Source organism: Sulfurospirillum multivorans DSM 12446 (assembly GCF_000568815.1).
In the GTDB taxonomy this organism is placed as follows: domain Bacteria; phylum Campylobacterota; class Campylobacteria; order Campylobacterales; family Sulfurospirillaceae; genus Sulfurospirillum; species Sulfurospirillum multivorans.
The window spans coordinates 884,791-901,462 of the sequence record NZ_CP007201.1 but is presented as its reverse complement, the minus strand read 5'-3'; the positions used below and the strand labels follow the sequence as shown (position 1 = coordinate 901,462).

Here is a 16,672-nt window from a genome sequence, read left to right as displayed (position 1 = left end):
AGGAGAGAGCTAAAGTTTTAACGTTTATGCTCTTCTTTACATGTAAAAGGGATTATGTGGGTTTGTGACAGAGGGAAAAGAGACAGGAACCCCGTTAATTTAAAAGAAACACATAGAGTTGACGTAACTAAAATATGAAAGATTGATTTTTAAATTGTTCGGTTAGGATGCAATCTAGAATATATAAATAATAGTTATAGGGGATTGATGTAATGTGATGTTTTTTAACTAGAGGAGAGTTTAAATATGTCGACTTATGCATTAAAAAAAAATAGTGTGTTTTCATCTTTTTTAAGTCAATTTTTTGCTGTCATGCTGTTCTGTTCTGCTTTATGTGCAAATGAAAAACTTGGGGAAGAAGAACATCTAGGCAGTTATGTGCCTTTAGATATCCCGTTTTTAGATGAAACTGGCAAACAGGTGACGTTCAGGCAACTCATGGACGGTAAGCCGATCATCCTTACGTTGAACTACTACGTATGCCCCGCTTTGTGTACCCTTCAACTCCAAGACCTTGCAAAAAATCTAGAGAAAGTCAAACTGACAGAAAATAAAGACTATAAGGTCATTACATTAAGTTTTGATCCTGTCGAAACACCTAAAGATGCAGCGCATAAAAAGTCTGAGCTGATGGCGCCCTTGACACATTTCGATACAAAGGCATAGACATTCCTGACTGGAACAGAGGCAGATATTTCGCAGGTGACACAAAGTGTAGGATTTCATTATGAAAAACAGATGGGGCATCATGGGATGATGGTGGAGTACATACACCCTGCTGTACTGATTGCTCTCTCACCAGAAGGTAAGATCACTCGTTATCTCAACGGCATAAAACAACTTCCTTTTGATATTCAGATGGCAATGATGGAAGCGTCGCAGGGAACGGTAAGACCGACTATCGCAAAGACACTGCTGTTTTGCTTTTCTTTCGATTCTGTCGCCAAGACCTATGTCTTAGCGACAGAAAAAATAGTCGCTGTGGTTCTATCGCTTCTATTAGGCGGTTTTTTTCTTTACTTAGTTTTAACAGGAAGAAAAAAAGACTCATCGGAGGAAAACGATGCCTAGTTTTTATCATGAAACACATACTATCTTTGGGACGCATAAAAGCAAGATACTGCAGTGGATATTTTCGATAGATCATAAACGCATAGCTATTTTATATATAGGTGTGCTGTTCACACTGTTTTTTTGTGCGGTCGGTGCCGCACTGACCATGCGTGCAGAACTGTTTTTCCCTGGACAACAGTTGATACAAGCCCAAACATACAATCAGCTTTTTACCTTCCACGGAGTCACGATGATCTTTTTGTTCATTGTCCCAGGAATTGCCGCTGCACTGGGAAACTTTATATTGCCATTGATGCTTGGAGCGAGAGATCTTTCCTTCCCTCGTTTAAATCTGTTGTCGTGGTGGCTGTATATCCTAGGAGTGGTGATAGCCCTCTCCTCTTTGGTCACAGGAGCGGGATTTGCAGACACGGGTTGGACGTTTTATGCACCCTATAGTATCCGCACGGATTCTCATGTGCTCTCCACGCTGATTGCAGCATTTATTTTGGGTCTTTCTTCCATTTTGACGGGGCTCAATTTTGTCGTGACGATCCACCGTCTACGAGCACCCGGTATGGATTTTTTTAAGATGCCACTTTTTGTCTGGGGTTTGTATGCTACCGCTTGGATACAAGTACTTGCGACTCCTGTCATAGGCATTACACTCATATTGGTTATCTTGGAGCGAACACTGGGCATTGGCGTTTTTGATCCTTCAAAAGGTGGTGATCCTATCCTCTTTGAACATCTTTTTTGGATCTATTCTCATCCCGCGGTCTATCTTATGATTCTTCCTGGATTTGGCATCATCTCAGAAGTTTTGCCCGTGTTCACAAGGCGTACCATTTTTGGATACCGCTCTATTGCCATTTCTTCTGCTTCCATTGCAGGGATTGGTTATTTGGTTTGGGGACACCATATGTTTACCTCAGGTATCAGCGACATAGCACGTCTCATCTTCTCATTTTTGACTTTTCTTGTCGCCATACCCACGGGAGTGAAAATATTTGACTGGTTAGCCACGCTTTATAAAGGCTCTATTGTTCTAGCAACACCCATGCTGTGGATTCTTGGAAGTATTATAAACTTTACCGTTGGCGGGCTTACAGGACTCACGCTTGGGGCTTTGGGTCCAGACATCCATCTTCATGACACCTACTTCGTTGTGGCGCATTTTCACTATACCATTTTGGGTGGCGTGGTGTTTATGTTCATCGGTGGAATGCATTACTGGTATCCAAAAATCACGGGAGCAATGTATGATGAAGTGAAAGGCCGTGTCGCTTTTGGTTTGGTGTTCGTTGGCTTTAACATGCTGTGGTTCCCGATGTTTATCGCAGGCTTTCTTGGCAATCCTAGACGCTATTTTGACTATCTACCGACGTTTACAATCTATCATCAACTCTCTGGTATCGGAGCCCTTTTAGTTGCATTGGGTCTTTTACTTGTTCTTTATACGTTTTACAAAGGGCTCAAAGAGGGTAAAGAAGCGGGTCCAAATCCTTGGAGAGGTACGACATTGGAGTGGCATATCCCTTCTCCGCCACCTTTAGAGAACTTTTCTAAGATTCCTTATGTGGATTTTGACCCTTACGAATATGAGGACGGCGAACCGTTGGTTCAGCTGGACGAAAATTTTAGAAGGATACGCTAATGGAACAGGAGATGGCTTATGATAGGCAGGGCAAGTCCTATCCCGTAGCTGATTTTAAGGATGATTACAGTGGTGATAAACTTGGCTTTTGGGTTTTTTTGCTCACTGAGGGAATGATGTTCGGTGTACTTTTTTTACTGTATGGCATCTACTTCTATCGACATACGGCAATGTTTGCTTCCTCCTCCGCAGATTTAAACATCTGGCTGGGCGGAACCAATACGGTATTACTCTTAATCAGCACCTATACGATGGGGGTTGCTACACTGATGATGCGTCAGGGGAAGGTAAAACTCTCTGCTACGTTAGTCGGTTTGACGATTTTCATCGCTATTGTATTTTTAGGTATAAAAGCTTCGGAGTGGGGTGTAGATATCAGCCATGGTATCTATCCTGGTTCCAAACTGCTTGACGCCAAAGACACAGGAGAGATACTTTTTTTCGGTCTTTATTTTGTCATGACAGGACTTCACGGTTTACATGTAATCATAGGAATAGCACTTATGAGTTGGGTGTTGCTGCTTATGCGCTCGGGTGGTATCCGTCCTGAACATACCATCGTTATGAAAAATACCACTCTATACTGGGATTTTGTACATCTGATCTGGATCGTTCTTTTTCCGCTACTTTACATGATAGGAGCCTAAGATGACATACACTCTATCTCTTTATACAAAAGTATTGGTCGGACTGCTGTTACTGACACTGCTCACGTTCGTACAGCCCATGTTGTATCATCTGACTCCTGGTAATACAGCAGGTGTACAGTTAGGAATAAGTGCTATAAAGGTAGGACTTGTCAGTGCATTTTACATGCATTTGCGTAGTGAAAACGCCTATTTAAAAGGCTATATCGTGATGGCGTTGATCATCCTGCTTATCTTTTTTGTGATCGTCGGTATCGACGTGGCCTATTCGTAAAGGAGTCCTGATGCTGGAAGGATTTAATAAACATGCTTCTACCTTCGCCGATGATGTCGATCAGGCGTTTTGGATTTCAACAGGCATTTCAGTCGCCATGTTCGTGCTGGTTGTGGGACTTATGGTCTTTTTTATTTTCCGTTACCATCACAGCAAAGTTAAGCAAAATGAGATCAAAAACATCACCCATTATCTGCCTCTAGAGATCGCATGGACGGTTATTCCTACAATCTTGCTGTTCATCATTTTCTATTACGGGTATAGCTCGTTTAGAGAGTTACGAACGATGCCTGAAAATGCTTTTACGGTCGATGTACTGGGGAAGCGGTGGTCGTGGACCTTTACTTACCCTAATGGCAAGCGAACGACAGAACTTTATGTTCCTATAGGCGAAAACATTCGACTGCGCTTAGAAGCACCAAGCGGCGACGTTTTGCACAGTTTTTTCGTTCCAGCGTTTCGTGTTAAAGAAGATGTCGTACCAGGCAAGGTTACGCATTTATGGTTTAACGCAACCGTAGCAGGGAATTATGACATCGAATGTGCAGAATATTGCGGTGTCGGACATTCGATGATGCTGACAAAATTAGAAGTTATGGACAAACCAGCTTTTGATGCATGGTATTCTAGTGGAAAACTCAGTCCTCACGACACAGAAGAGCCCAAAGGAAAAGGCGAGGAACTCTATAAGACACTCGGATGTGTTTCATGCCATAGTTTAGATGGCTCAGAGAGTGTAGGTCCTTCGTTTAAAGGCATGTACGGGGCTAAAATCAAAGTACTGACAGAAGGAAAACTCCGCGAAGTGATTGCGGATGACGACTACATTCGCTCATCCATTCGAACACCTGATAAAGATGTGGTGCAAGGGTTTCAAAATGGAATTATGCCAAATCTTTCAGACCAAATCGACAAAGACCAGATGGAATCTCTCATAGAGTTTATCAAACAGCAAAACGATACCACACCCACTGCGGCGCATGAAAAGCCCAAGCCTGCCGCCGAGGAGCCTGTCAAAACAGAACCACAAGCGGTTGCTCCAAGTAAGCCAGATGGTGCGACCTTATTTAAAACCAAAAGCTGTGTCGCATGCCATAGCCTTGATGGAACGAAAAAGATAGGTCCAAGTTTTAAAGGTATCTACGGAAGTGTCCGAAAAGTCCTCACCGATGGAAAAGAGCGAGAAGTGAAGGCGGATGAAGCGTATTTGCACAGATCAATTCACGACCCCAATGCCGATGTGGTGGAAGGCTTTCCTCCCAACATCATGCCTCCGTTTGGGAAGATGCTCACGCAAGAAGAAATCGATGCGCTTGTCAATTATATTAAAGAGCTACAATGATTCGCCTATTTTTGGAGGTCACCAAATTTCGCCTCTCAGCAGCCGTAACACTCTCAGCAGTCCTTACGTTTATACTGGTGAGAGGCGAAAATGTCATGCAGATGGCATGGTCTCTCCTTGCGGTCTTGCTCCTTGCGTTAGGCGTCTCTGCACTCAATCAATACCAAGAGAGGGATAGTGATGCCAAAATGGCACGCACCAAACGACGCCCTATTCCTTCGGGTCGCATCACGCCTTTGCAGGTTTTGGCGCTTTCGATGGCGCTGATACTCATAGCAATGTTTTTAATCCACAACGAACTGGGAAATTTAGGGTTGATTCTTTTTCTTTTCGTGCCTTTGTGGTATAACGGTCTTTATACCTATCTTAAACCGCATTCAGCGTTTACCGTCGTTCCAGGAGGACTTTTAGGCGTCATCCCTCCTGCTATCGGTTGGTTGGCAGCAGGACGCAGTCTGGCAGAACCAGAATTTCTAGCACTTGGATTGCTTTTCTTCATCTGGCAGGTACCTCATTTTTGGCTGTTGATGGCGAAGCATGATGAAGACTACCGAAAAGGAGGATTTCCTACTGCTAGTGAAGTATTGGGTGATGAAGCATTTCGTCGGGTGCTTTTTGTCTGGTGGACATTTACGATTCTTTGCGGTATTTTTGCTATGCTGATTTTTCGTGTGCATAATCCAACGGTCATTGCATTGTTAATAGGATTGGATCTAACGGCGGTCTTTTTTGGAACAAAAATCCTCTCTGAACCACTCACGCCAAGCCGAGCAGGTGCCCTTTTTCATAAGATCAATTTTTTCTTGTTGGCAACCGTTATACTGCTGAGTATTGATGGAGTATAAAAAGTCTCTTTACATGTAAACGTAAAAGGGCTTTACGTTTACATGTAAAGCCAAAAACGAAACTATTCACAAACTTTTACGATAATGCGGTCTTCTCTTTTGGCGCTAAAACCCACAGTTCGACCTTTTCATTTTCTCTTGAGTCTGTACGTTTTGTTTTTTTCGATGAAGCGCTCACATCACGTCTGAGATGTAACTCTTTTCTAAAACGATTGTTATTGCGTAGCTCTTCGATGATGGGATGAGCGCTTTTTTCATCGATGACTTGCGCTAGGTTTGAGAAAAGTAGCACGAGTTTTCCATCACCGTTAAGGTGCTTTAGTGCTTGTTCAAAAAATCGTGGAAAGAGCTCTTTTTCATAGTAAATTGCTTTATCAAACCCCTCTTCCAAGGTGTGTTTTGCCAGTAGCCACGGAGGATTAAATACAATCACATCCGCTTTCACATCGCAATTTTCAAATAAATCACCATGATTCAGGGTTATATTCTCTTCATAGCTCAATCGTTTGCATTCTTGAGCAACCCCGATAATCGCATTTTTATTGGTATCGGTTGCGAAGATGTTTTTGAAACCATTTTGGATGAGTTGAAACGACAAAATGCCACTTCCCACACCAATCTCTATCGCTTTTTCTTTTGAACCGACGTATTTTTTCAACCATTTATCAAAGAGGGTTAAATGATCAAATCGTGTGGGGAAGTACGTGCCGTAAAAAGGGTGAAGCGTGATGCCTAAAGTTTTCACTTCAATGCCTTTTTTGTACCACTGCCACGCGCTATTCATTCCCTGCACTTCAGGAAAAGAGACATAAAAGTCAGAAACTTCGGGGTATAACACCTCCAACCAACCAATCATGGGAGCCTTCTTCACAACCAGTTTATGACCTTTAACTTCCACTAACAAACGATGCGATGCCTTTCTAAAAGCGCTACGAAAGTTGCGCTGCCCTTGAAACTTTGTGTCAGTGTAGTAACCTAAAAGCGTTCGTTTGAGTTCCGCCAAAATTTCTAAACCATTGCTATAAAACTCTTCCACCAAAACATACGTCCCTGCTATCATCTGCTGGACAGCAGCCTTCACATTCGTGTCATGATAGAAATGTATCAGTTCAATTTCTGAGGTAATAATTGGCGGTCGCTCGGGTTGGAGCGTGAGTAAATCGTGATTCATGGATGATGCCTTTATAGTGTGGGACAGTTTAGTGTATAAAGGCTTTGGTATGGGTTTGGGTTTAGATTAAAGATAAAAAGCAGCGTGTCTCATTTATTTGCTCACAAACTTGACTTTAAAAGGAGTAAGATAACGTCTGTCTTATTTCTTTACAAGCCCCTGACGCCATGCATATACCGCAACTTTGGTTCGATCCGTTAAATAGAGTTTACTTAGGATATTGCTTACATGCGATTTTACAGTTTTTTCTGAAATATTTAGATGCGTTGCAATATCCATATTTGACGATCCTTCTGCAATATAATGCAACACTTCCATTTCACGACTTGTTAAATCCTCATGGAACTGTTCATCTTCCATTTTTAGTGTGACAACCTTTTCGAGCGCTTTAGCGACACGCGAACTTATGATACTTTCTCCTCGTGCCGTTTTTCGCACGGCGATAATAAGGTCTTCAGGAGTTGTATCTTTGAGTATATATGAAATAGCTCCTGCTTGTGTTGTTGGCACCACATATTCATCACCTTCGTGTGAAGTTACCATGATAATCTGGCTACGAGGACTCACTTTTTTAATCTGCCGTATTGTTTCAACGGCTGGTTTATCTGGCATAAATAGGTCAAGCAATACAACATCAGGAGCATAGTGCATCGCAGCACTCACCGCTTCCATACCCGATTCCACAACGGCCATCACTTGAATATCCTCGGCGGTGGAAAGAAAGGCCGTTAGCCCTTTGCGCACCATTGCATGGTCGTCAGCAAGAATAAGTGTGATTTTTTCAGTCATGATTCATTTCTCCATGAAAGGGTGATTTGAGTTCCCACACCTATGGTACTTTGAATGTCAAATGTTCCATCTGGAAGCTCTTGTACGCGTTCGTGCATGGAAACAAGCCCGAATCCTCTTGTTTTTTGCGCAGTCATAAAACCTACTCCGTTATCGGTGATCGTAAGAGTAATAGTATCGTCGTTTCTTTCACTTGCGATCACGATCTTAGACGCCTTACCATGGCGCACAGCATTGATGAGCGATTCTTGAACAATGCGTAAAATATGATGCTCCGTATACGCATTACACTGGAGAAGTTCAGAATACTTTAGTTCTATGCTTATGCCAAAACGGCGCTTGAAATCTTCGGCAATCATAACAATACGTTCAAAAAATGAACTATTATTGCCTTCGGTGGGGTGCAGTTGCGTGATAATTTCCATGAGATCATGCTGCGCTTCGCGAGTGATAGCTTCTGCCTCAAAGATATGTTCACCAGCAACTTCCATTGCGGCAGACTTGGTCTTGATGGTTGCCATCTGTAAACCCAAAGCAAAGAGCTTCTGTTTTACCGTATCGTGAAGTTCACGCGCCAGACGGTTTCGCTCATCACTTATGGCAAGATTTTGTTTCAAATTCAGATACATCTCCAAATCCCGTGCCATGTTATTAAGATGTTCACTATGCCTCATTAGGACATCATCATTTGGCAGAGAAATCTTCTTTTGAAAGTTACCTTGCCGCCAGCTTTCAGTAATCTCATTCATCTTTTGCAATTGCTTCGTTACATAACGAGATGCAATGAGTCCACAGATAATACCTATCGGCACCGAAAGCAATAAAACCTTATCCCATATGTGAAGCAAAAAAAGCATGAGACTCTTAAACTGTATCCATGGATCAAACTCCGCGATATACACAATGCGTAAATGTCCGATGCGTTCTTCTTTGTCATGCTTTAGGAGTTCCTTATTCGCTAAGATAGCTCCATTTTTTGCTAGCCATTGAACACTGTTTTTTACTTCGGACTGACTTTTTATTTTGCTAAGATAGGGTGATGTTTTATTTGAGAAATTATCAAAATCCGAAAATAAAAGAAACCCGTTTTTATCGGTAATCTCAATATACACTTCAGGAGAACTAGAGCTCGTAATACGGTAAATCGAAGAACCACTACCCTGCTCCAAGTTTATCAATTTTTCACGGATATTATTGCGAGCTTTGTTCAACCATTCGACGCTATTCGTATCAAGAATGGCTTGTGTAACAATAAGCTCTTCACTCTCTATGATCCTTTCAACATTTTCAAGCGTAATGGCTGTATGAAAATTAGTGTAATTGTTTATGCTGTTTAGCATTAGAGCAAGTAAAATCATGGCAAAAAAAGAAAGCAACGCGTAGCTTATCGCAAGCTGACACCACAAACGATTCATAAAAGTCAGATAATAGTTAAATAAATTTTTCATACCTTCATTATAAAATAATTTTATAAAAAAGACATCAGTCTAAAGTCTGATGTGTCATTATTTGTTCTATCTCATACTTTAGACCGATGTGTAAAATATAATAATCAGCTATATTTCCAAACAAGCAAATCACACTTAAAAGGAGCTATACTATGCCATACAATTCACGTTCAATTTCATTTATGAGTCTCGCTGTACTTACTGCAATATTTACGCTCAATGCCTTTGGCAAAGAGATACCAAGTCGCCCTGAACCCATACAAACAAAGCAGTTTTCTTCTGCACTATTTGCAGAGGAAAACTGGGCTTTTGCACTTGGTGGTGGCGTGATGTATAGAGCAAAATATGAAGGTTCTAACAATTACCATGCAATACTCATCCCTGACATTTCCGCTAGCTATAAAGAAGGTTTGATTTTTGCAAATTGGAATGGGATCGGAGGCTATCCCATTTATGGAGAAAACTATAAAATCGGTGCTTCAATAGGCCCCTCTTTTGGTAGAGAAGAAAAAGATGATAGAGAAAATCTACGAGGCATGGGCGATATTGATATGGGATTAATAGTCAATCTTCTTGGAGAATATAATTTTGGTCTTATGAAACTTTCAGGCAAAATCTCAAAGGGAGATAAAGAATATGGCACAACGGCAAAACTAGAGGTAAGCAAGACATTCTCACTGACAGAAAAGCTGAAGTTAAAAGTTGCTGCGGGTAATACATGGGCGGATGAAGAGCATATGCAAAGTTATTTTGGCATTACTCCAGCACAAGCAATGCGTTCTGGATATAACCAATATGAGGCAAAATCAGGAATTAAATCTGCTGGAGTTTCAATCGGCACATTCTATTCGATAACTAAAAATTGGGAAGCAAAAGTTATGCTCACGGCAGATAAATTGTTAGATAATGCCGCGGATAGTCCATTAACAAAAAAAGATTTCAACACGGCTACAATGGCTACGCTCAGTTATAAATTCTAATCTGAGAATAACGTACTCTTGTCAAAATATGTCTAAAAGTTTAGCTCCGCTCCCTTTTATTATTATTTAATTCAAGAGAGCGAAGCCTTTCAATTTTTGGTTAAAAAGTTAATACGTGACATGAAAATAGATTCATCTCAAAATCCACTCTTTAATCTTCTCGATATGCTCCATAAAAGAGGACTCCTGTTCACTCTCTTTGCTCATCGGTGGAAGTATATACTCATAATAGGTGTCTTTCAAAAATTTACGCAAAATACCTTCTCCTATAAACGGTTGATCGTCATTGAGGGATTTGACGGCTTTGAGCAGTTGGCGTATGTCGTACTGAAGTGGATTGATGTCGGGGACTTGTTTGTTGAGGTTCAGAAGTGTATAAACCGCAATTCTTGCCGTTCGTATGGACGATTCCATCGTAAAAACGATGTCATTGTTTGTCTCGACAAATTGACCGATCAATCCTAGATTTTTGCACCCTTTTGGGACAATTCTTGGGCGATCACCTTTGGCTCTTGGCATGAACATGGAGGTAATATAGGGCATAAACGCGGTACGGACAATGGTGTTTTTCAACACATTTTCCAAATCATCCTTAATCCCTAAGTGATAACACAGCTCTGTAAGTATCTCATCGCCGCTACACTCTGGCATCGGTTTTTTGACATAATTTCCCTCTTTATCCATAAACAAAGCATAAAGCCAAATGACCAAAATGTCATCCGGTTGTTCTATAAAATGAGGTTGTCTGTTGCACGTGAAGCTCATCAACCAGTTCGAATCAGTAATGGTGATGATGCCTCCCGTCACTGTTTTGCCCGAATAGGGGTCATTCACTGAAAGCTTTTTTAATTTTTCCACAAAGGCCGAGGGTTTACATGTAAGCGTCGCTGACTCCCAAGAGGAGTGCTCTATGGTACTGCAAAATTTCTCTGGTTTGCCAAAAACTTCTGATTTTTTCGCTAAATTTTTCCACAATTTCCAGCCTGAACTTTGCCCACTCGTTGTGTTGTCGATGCTGATGATGGGAGCGTTATGATTATCTCCATAAAAGGTATCTTCCGTCATAGAACCCGTCGTCACAATGACATAATCATCCCTGCCAACGGCGATTTTAGAACTTGTCTCATTGTGGATCGTCACGATGTTCTCGACTATTTTTTCATTATGTGTCATCGTAATTTCTAAATCTTCTACCAACGTATCGAACTGAAATTGCACCCCTTTTTCCTGTAATAATTTTCGCAAAGGGGCGATAAAAGTGTCGTATTGGTTGTATTTGGGGAAGACCAACGCCGACAGATCTTTCATACCATCGAGTACATGTAAAAAACGGTGCATGTAGAGTTTACACTCGAGCACACTATGCCAATTCTCAAAAGCAAACATCGTGCGCCATAGTGTCCAAAAATCACTGGCTAAAAAAGATTCTGAAAAATAATCTTGTATCGTTACATCATCCAAGTCCTCTTTTTTCTTCAATAACAGTTTAATAATGGCTAATTGATCTTTTTTAGACAATCCAAATTTACTAAAATCTGTGATGTGCCCTTTGTTATGGATGAAGCGCGCTTTGGAGTAGTTCGAGTCATTGTCGTTGAGGAGTCTGTATTCATCGAGCACGCTGTAAGGCTCTGGTAATTCAACCGCGGGAACATCTTGAAACAGATCCCAAAGATTTTCATACGTCATATCCATTTCGCGCCCACCGCGAATGATATAACCCTCTCTAGCATCACCCGCCCCATCCATCGAACCGCCCTCAACCGAGAGTTTTTCTAAAAACGTAATGTTTTGAGCAGGGATTCGCCCATCGCGTATCAAATAAAAAGCAGCACTCAACCCTGCAATGCCACTACCAACGATATACACTTTAGACTCATCGTAAGAGTATGCAGGAATGCCTCTGTTTCGTTGATAATTTCCAATTTGATCCGAAAAAGGCATAGTTTTTTGGGGAGTGTTTCGCTGTATCTCTTTGCTAGAGTCGGGTTCATGGTCTACGAAGGTCTTTGAGCTATCAAGCACGTTGTCAAATTTTGATGTGTCGATTGTACTTTTTTGGTTGTTCATATTTTGCTCCTAGGAATCATATTAACGGGTTTTATTATGCGCTAGATGGGTCACTAGATGGTGAAAGTTGCCTCTTTCTTTTATCTTTTTTCCCTTCGATTTTCTATATAATAGTGACGCACTAAACCATGGAGAATGTTATGCTACAAAAACTTTTTTGGAATGACCCCTATTTGAGCGAAATTCAAGCAAAAATTAAATCGGTTGAGGGTGATTGTATTTACTTAGATCAAACCATTTTTTACGCATTTTCAGGAGGACAAGAGAGCGATTTTGGAACCATCGGTGGCGTTGAAGTCTTAGAAGCGATGAAAGAAGGCACTAACATTCGCTACACCATGCCAAGCGGACATAATCTTCACGTGGGTCAAGAAGTAACGGTCAAGATCGACTGGCAAAGGCGTTATAGCCTGATGCAACACCATTTCGCCGCGGAGTTAATCCTTGAACTCCTCTATCAAGAGCTAGGTTCTGTGGAAAAAATCGGCGCTCACATCGCCCAAGATAAAGCTCGAATTGATTTTTTTTGGCATGAAAACATTAGCACCTTGTTTCCCCTCCTTCTTCTCAAAGCAACGGAGTTAATCGAGAAAAATCTACCCATCAAAAGTGACTACAGCGACATGGAAAATCAAAGACGCTACTGGAAAATCGATGGTTTTGCAGAGGTTCCTTGTGGAGGAACGCACTTAAAACGCACGGGCGAAGTGGGTCAACTCTCCTTAAAACGAAAGAATATTGGCAAAGGCAAAGAGAGAATTGAAATTTATTTGGACATATAAACGCCAAAAAACTAGCCCTATTATTGTTTACATGTAAAGGATTTTTATGCACATTATGCCTATCTCAAAAGAAGATTTTCGTCAATTTTGGCCTGAATTTGAGGCGATCATTCAAGCCCAAGAAACCTATGCGTATGAACCAACGATGACCTATCAAGAAGCTTATACCTTATGGTGTGAAGCACCGCAAGTCTGTTTTGTCGCCAAAGAAGGTGAAACGATACTTGGTAGTTACTTCCTCAAAGCAAACGGTATGGGACCGAGTTCACACATCTGCAACTGCGGTTATATGGTCTCCTTAAACGCAAGAGGCAAAGGCGTAGCGCGCGCTCTTTGTGAACACAGCCAAGAAATAGGCCGTTCCCTTGGCTACACCGCCATGCAATTTAATTCAGTAGTGTCGACCAACACCGTTGCCGTTACATTATGGCAAAAACTAGGCTTTGCCATTGTCGGTACCATCCCCAACGCCTATAAGCATGGAAAATTGGGTTATGTCAATACGTATGTGATGCACAAAGTGCTGTAAATGGGCATGTAAAAATAGCCTCCTTTATTCACACATTTGACTCTTGTTTATAATAGTTGTACTATACAACTATTATTTCATAGACAAGGTTTTTAAATGAATACAGATCCATCCTCTACGATAAACCAGATTCGTACGGCTTCACGGCAGATGGTAAGAGAACTCGGGTTCATGGAAAAAACTTTGGCTGGAACCAACTACTCCCCATCCGCCGTTCACGCATTGTTAGAAATCGAAAAACAAGGCGCTATGACAGCGTTGCAACTTGTACAAACACTCAGCTTGGAAAAATCAAGTGTTAGCAGAATGATCAACAAGCTCATTAAAGCGGGCGAAGTGATAGAAAATGCTGATCCCAAAGATGGTCGTATTAAAAATCTATTGTTAACAAATCAAGGTAAAAAAACGGTTGAAGCCATACATGTGTACGGGCAAAGACAAGTTAAAACTGCCATGGAACATTTAGATGTTTCGCAACAGCAAGCCGTCGTACAAGGGCTTTGCACCTACGCAGAGGCTTTGCAAGGATGTCGTTTAAATGCCCCACTCAATGCGATCACACTAGACGCAGGGTATCGACCTGGTGTTGTGGGCAGAGTCACTGAAATGCACGCTACTTTTTACGCAAACGCTTCCCATTTTGGACAATTTTTTGAAAGTAAAGTCGCTATGGGAATGGCTGAATTTGTCAGTCGTCTAAACAACCCTCGCAATAATCTTTGGATGGCACTGCAAAATGACACCATTGTGGGTTCAATTGCAATTGATGGCGAAGATTTAGAAGACAACAACGCGCATTTGCGATGGTTTATCATGGATGAAAAGTGTCAAGGTCAAGGAATTGGGCGCCAACTGCTTCACGAGGCAGTCACATTTTGTGAAAAATCAGAGTTTAACGCTATCCAACTTTGGACATTTAAAGGTTTACATGCGGCACGAAAGCTTTATGAGTCCTTTGGTTTTGAGCTTGTAAAAGAAGAAGTTGGAACCCAATGGGGCTCTGTGGTTACCGAACAGCAGTTTAGACGGGTTATATAACTTTTTAAAGAGGTCATTCGCTAAAAAAGTAGTTTTAGGAAAATAAAATCTTTACATGTAAAAGGCGATTGGCTGTTGATATTTACACTAAATGAAAAATTTTTAACGCTTGTCATGCTTGGGAAACATACGCAAGTTTATAAAAAGTTTTAGTAGAGGTTTTTGAGAGTTAAAGTTTTAGCCCTAACTCTTTTTTTACTTGCTCAGATAAAGAGAGCTTTTTTTGAAAGAAAAGGTACGAAAAATAGAGTATTTCATAACTCAAGATCAACTTTTAATGCTTCGATGGAATCAAATGATTTTCCTTTCTTTTTTTCGAGCTCTTTCAATGCTTTCTTCATTCTCGCTGTGGGTACTTTTAACTCATATTTTTTAGGGCTCATCCCTAAACTTTTACTTTTTTTTATAAAAATATACATCCTAACGCTCCTTTTTCAACAAAAACTCCCGCCCCACTTTAACCCTTGGCACGCCACCATAAGCGATGATGTCAGCTGTGGCGTTGGTTTCACTCCAACGATCTGGAAGAAATGAGCCTGTACCGATGATGTCGATGGGGGCTTTTGCCCATGCCATCGAACGGCACTTTTGCGGTGTGAAGCCTGAAGAGGCGATGATGCGCACTTTTGAAAATCCTGCGTTGTCCAGAGATTCCCTCATACTCCATATCGCCGCGGCTGAAACGCCTGTGCCGATCAGGTCGTGCAGTTCTGCTTCGGTACGGTAGTCACGCACAGCATCAGGTGCGTGGCGTTCTAAGACGTGGTAACTTCTTTGCGTATCAAGCCCCTCTAAAAAACGTCCACCGTGAGTATCGAGGCGCACGGCGATTTTTCCCTCATTTGCTAAATCAGAAAAAGCGTTGCAAACTTCCAAGGTATCGGTGATTTCACGACCAAAATAGTCCGCCAAGATAGGGATATTCTCTTTAGGGAAGCATTCATGGAACATTTGAGCAGCTTTTAACGTTGAGCCTGCATAGCCGATGAGGGCGTGAGGAACCGTACCCAGCCCTTTTTCACGTCCGAAAAAATGAGCCGTTGCATCGGTTGCATTACCGATAAATCCTACCGCTCCCAGTTTACTTTGCGCCACTTTTGAGCCAACCGATGCGCCATATGCCATCATCTCAGCCATCCCAGTTCCTGCGCAGTGGCGTGCGTCCATCGCCAAAAAAGAGACGTTTGGAAGTATTTGGCACATCTCATAGGCGTTGTAAGCGGCAACACAGGCGGAGCCTAACGTTTGTAAAATGAGCGTTTCGAGTTCCACCAGAAGCGCAAAAGAGCCGCTAAGATAAAACAGAGGCTCGCCCGCACCGACCCATTCGCCCTCTTCGTGCAACACTTCGATGGTAACGCTCATGCCTTGCTTTTTCGCTTGTGCTTGAATCCACTGCGTGGCTAAACGTGTCGCTGAAAGAACGGGACGGCGTAAAAAGAAAGCGTACGTGACTTCCGTATCGCCAAAATGCTCGACGATTGCTTTGGTGTTGGAAAAATATTTATCGGTCCATGAGGGGATATCGATGGCATCAGGTTTGTGACTGTTTTGCATGCAGATCCTTGTCGTTTCGTTTTCACTTTATAGTCTCCTTTTGCTATAAAATTGCTGAGAAAAAAAGAAGTAGCGTAAACTTTTAACGTTTAGCGCGTTTTACATGTGAAGCTATTTTCATGCTACGATCTTATAGTAAAATTTTTTGATTAAAAATCTCAATTAAGGAAAAGTTATGGCAGCGAAAATTACGGATATTTGTATTGCATGTGGAGCCTGTATCGATGAGTGTCCTGTGGAGGCTATTGTTGATGATAGCGAGAACCCAACGGGCGCTGAGACCTATTATGTTTTTGCAGACAAATGTGTTGAGTGTGTTGGGCATCATTCATCCCCTGCGTGTATCGAAGCCTGTCCAACAGAAGGCTGTATTGTTTTAGGTGCTTAATTCACACGCTTAAGGCAGTTAACCCTGCCTTTTTTCTTCTCACACTTTTTTACGTTAAACATAATCATCCTCATGGTATAGTAATGGCTTCATTTTTTGAAG

19 protein-coding genes are annotated in these 16,672 nt (G+C 41.7%); 13 read left to right on the top strand and 6 right to left on the bottom strand.

The genetic code is table 11. The features are described from left to right. The first annotated feature begins 246 nt into the window (after positions 1 to 246). From SMUL_RS16505 to SMUL_RS16495, 7 genes are read left to right on the top strand one after another with little or no spacing between them, the layout of a single operon-like run. Positions 247 to 666, top strand: a complete 420-nt coding sequence (locus tag SMUL_RS16505) for an SCO family protein (protein WP_025344090.1) — start codon at positions 247 to 249, stop codon at positions 664 to 666. A 36-nt stretch (positions 667 to 702) separates the two neighbouring features. Next, complete coding sequence (locus SMUL_RS16500) at positions 703 to 1,071, top strand: hypothetical protein (RefSeq protein WP_148295263.1); 369 nt, start codon at positions 703 to 705, stop codon at positions 1,069 to 1,071. Next, positions 1,064 to 2,710 carry a cytochrome c oxidase subunit I gene (locus SMUL_RS04590; RefSeq protein WP_025344088.1) on the top strand — a complete coding sequence of 549 codons (1,647 nt, stop codon included), beginning with the start codon at positions 1,064 to 1,066 and terminating at the stop codon, positions 2,708 to 2,710. Before SMUL_RS16500 ends, SMUL_RS04590 begins: the two co-directional genes overlap by 8 nt. Beyond that, the gene (locus SMUL_RS04585; RefSeq protein WP_025344087.1) at positions 2,710 to 3,357 is read left to right on the top strand and encodes a cytochrome c oxidase subunit 3; all 648 of its coding nucleotides are present in this window, start codon (positions 2,710 to 2,712) and stop codon (positions 3,355 to 3,357) included. The genes SMUL_RS04590 and SMUL_RS04585 overlap by 1 nt, the downstream gene beginning before the upstream one ends. 1 nt (position 3,358) lies before the next feature. Then, positions 3,359 to 3,631: a cytochrome C oxidase subunit IV family protein gene (locus SMUL_RS04580; RefSeq protein WP_025344086.1), complete on the top strand. Its 273-nt coding sequence runs from the start codon at positions 3,359 to 3,361 to the stop codon at positions 3,629 to 3,631. A 10-nt stretch (positions 3,632 to 3,641) separates the two neighbouring features. Then, positions 3,642 to 4,973 (top strand): cytochrome c oxidase subunit II, encoded by a 1,332-nt coding sequence (gene coxB / locus SMUL_RS04575; protein ID WP_025344085.1) that lies wholly within the window; start codon positions 3,642 to 3,644, stop codon positions 4,971 to 4,973. Then, complete coding sequence (locus SMUL_RS16495; RefSeq protein WP_025344084.1) at positions 4,970 to 5,818, top strand: protoheme IX farnesyltransferase; 849 nt, start codon at positions 4,970 to 4,972, stop codon at positions 5,816 to 5,818. Before coxB ends, SMUL_RS16495 begins: the two co-directional genes overlap by 4 nt. Positions 5,819 to 5,894: 76 nt before the next feature. On the opposite strand, the gene SMUL_RS04565 is transcribed toward SMUL_RS16495, so the two are convergent. The 3 genes from SMUL_RS04565 to SMUL_RS04555 all read right to left on the bottom strand — a co-directional run bounded on the left by SMUL_RS04565 (position 5,895) and on the right by SMUL_RS04555 (position 9,226). Further along, the gene (locus SMUL_RS04565; protein WP_025344083.1) at positions 5,895 to 6,989 is read right to left on the bottom strand and encodes a methyltransferase; all 1,095 of its coding nucleotides are present in this window, start codon (positions 6,987 to 6,989) and stop codon (positions 5,895 to 5,897) included. A 141-nt stretch (positions 6,990 to 7,130) separates the two neighbouring features. After that, entirely contained in the window at positions 7,131 to 7,778 is a 648-nt protein-coding gene (locus tag SMUL_RS17565; RefSeq protein ID WP_025344082.1) for a response regulator, read from the bottom strand. Then, a complete protein-coding gene (locus SMUL_RS04555; RefSeq protein WP_084613073.1) occupies positions 7,775 to 9,226 on the bottom strand; it encodes a sensor histidine kinase in 1,452 nt (483 codons plus the stop codon). Before SMUL_RS04555 ends, SMUL_RS17565 begins: the two co-directional genes overlap by 4 nt. A gap of 152 nt (positions 9,227 to 9,378) precedes the next feature. Here SMUL_RS04555 and SMUL_RS04550 point away from each other — a divergent pair, with 152 nt between their 5' ends. Next, entirely contained in the window at positions 9,379 to 10,206 is an 828-nt protein-coding gene (locus SMUL_RS04550; RefSeq protein ID WP_025344080.1) for a MipA/OmpV family protein, read from the top strand. Positions 10,207 to 10,338: 132 nt separating this feature from the next. Here SMUL_RS04550 and SMUL_RS04545 read toward each other — a convergent pair whose 3' ends face one another. Next, positions 10,339 to 12,276: an oleate hydratase gene (locus SMUL_RS04545; protein WP_038533020.1), complete on the bottom strand. Its 1,938-nt coding sequence runs from the start codon at positions 12,274 to 12,276 to the stop codon at positions 10,339 to 10,341. Positions 12,277 to 12,416: 140 nt separating this feature from the next. Here SMUL_RS04545 and SMUL_RS04540 point away from each other — a divergent pair, with 140 nt between their 5' ends. The 4 genes from SMUL_RS04540 (at position 12,417) to SMUL_RS17785 (ending at position 14,778) form a co-directional block, all read left to right on the top strand. Further along, positions 12,417 to 13,058: an alanine--tRNA ligase-related protein gene (locus SMUL_RS04540; RefSeq protein WP_025344078.1), complete on the top strand. Its 642-nt coding sequence runs from the start codon at positions 12,417 to 12,419 to the stop codon at positions 13,056 to 13,058. Between the two features lie 46 nt (positions 13,059 to 13,104). Beyond that, entirely contained in the window at positions 13,105 to 13,587 is a 483-nt protein-coding gene (locus tag SMUL_RS04535; protein ID WP_223809769.1) for a GNAT family N-acetyltransferase, read from the top strand. A 96-nt stretch (positions 13,588 to 13,683) separates the two neighbouring features. Beyond that, positions 13,684 to 14,625: a bifunctional helix-turn-helix transcriptional regulator/GNAT family N-acetyltransferase gene (locus tag SMUL_RS04530; protein ID WP_025344076.1), complete on the top strand. Its 942-nt coding sequence runs from the start codon at positions 13,684 to 13,686 to the stop codon at positions 14,623 to 14,625. Positions 14,626 to 14,700: 75 nt separating this feature from the next. After that, complete coding sequence (locus tag SMUL_RS17785) at positions 14,701 to 14,778, top strand: hypothetical protein (protein ID WP_407701811.1); 78 nt, start codon at positions 14,701 to 14,703, stop codon at positions 14,776 to 14,778. A gap of 101 nt (positions 14,779 to 14,879) precedes the next feature. On the opposite strand, the gene SMUL_RS04525 is transcribed toward SMUL_RS17785, so the two are convergent. Beyond that, a complete protein-coding gene (locus tag SMUL_RS04525) occupies positions 14,880 to 15,044 on the bottom strand; it encodes a hypothetical protein (RefSeq protein ID WP_169730519.1) in 165 nt (54 codons plus the stop codon). A gap of 1 nt (position 15,045) precedes the next feature. Then, entirely contained in the window at positions 15,046 to 16,182 is a 1,137-nt protein-coding gene (locus SMUL_RS04520) for a nicotinate phosphoribosyltransferase (RefSeq protein ID WP_025344075.1), read from the bottom strand. 175 nt (positions 16,183 to 16,357) lie between these two features. Here SMUL_RS04520 and SMUL_RS04515 point away from each other — a divergent pair, with 175 nt between their 5' ends. Continuing rightward, on the top strand, positions 16,358 to 16,570 hold the full coding sequence (locus SMUL_RS04515) for a 4Fe-4S dicluster domain-containing protein (RefSeq protein WP_051492669.1): 213 nt from the start codon (positions 16,358 to 16,360) through the stop codon (positions 16,568 to 16,570). Positions 16,571 to 16,672 lie beyond the last annotated feature (102 nt).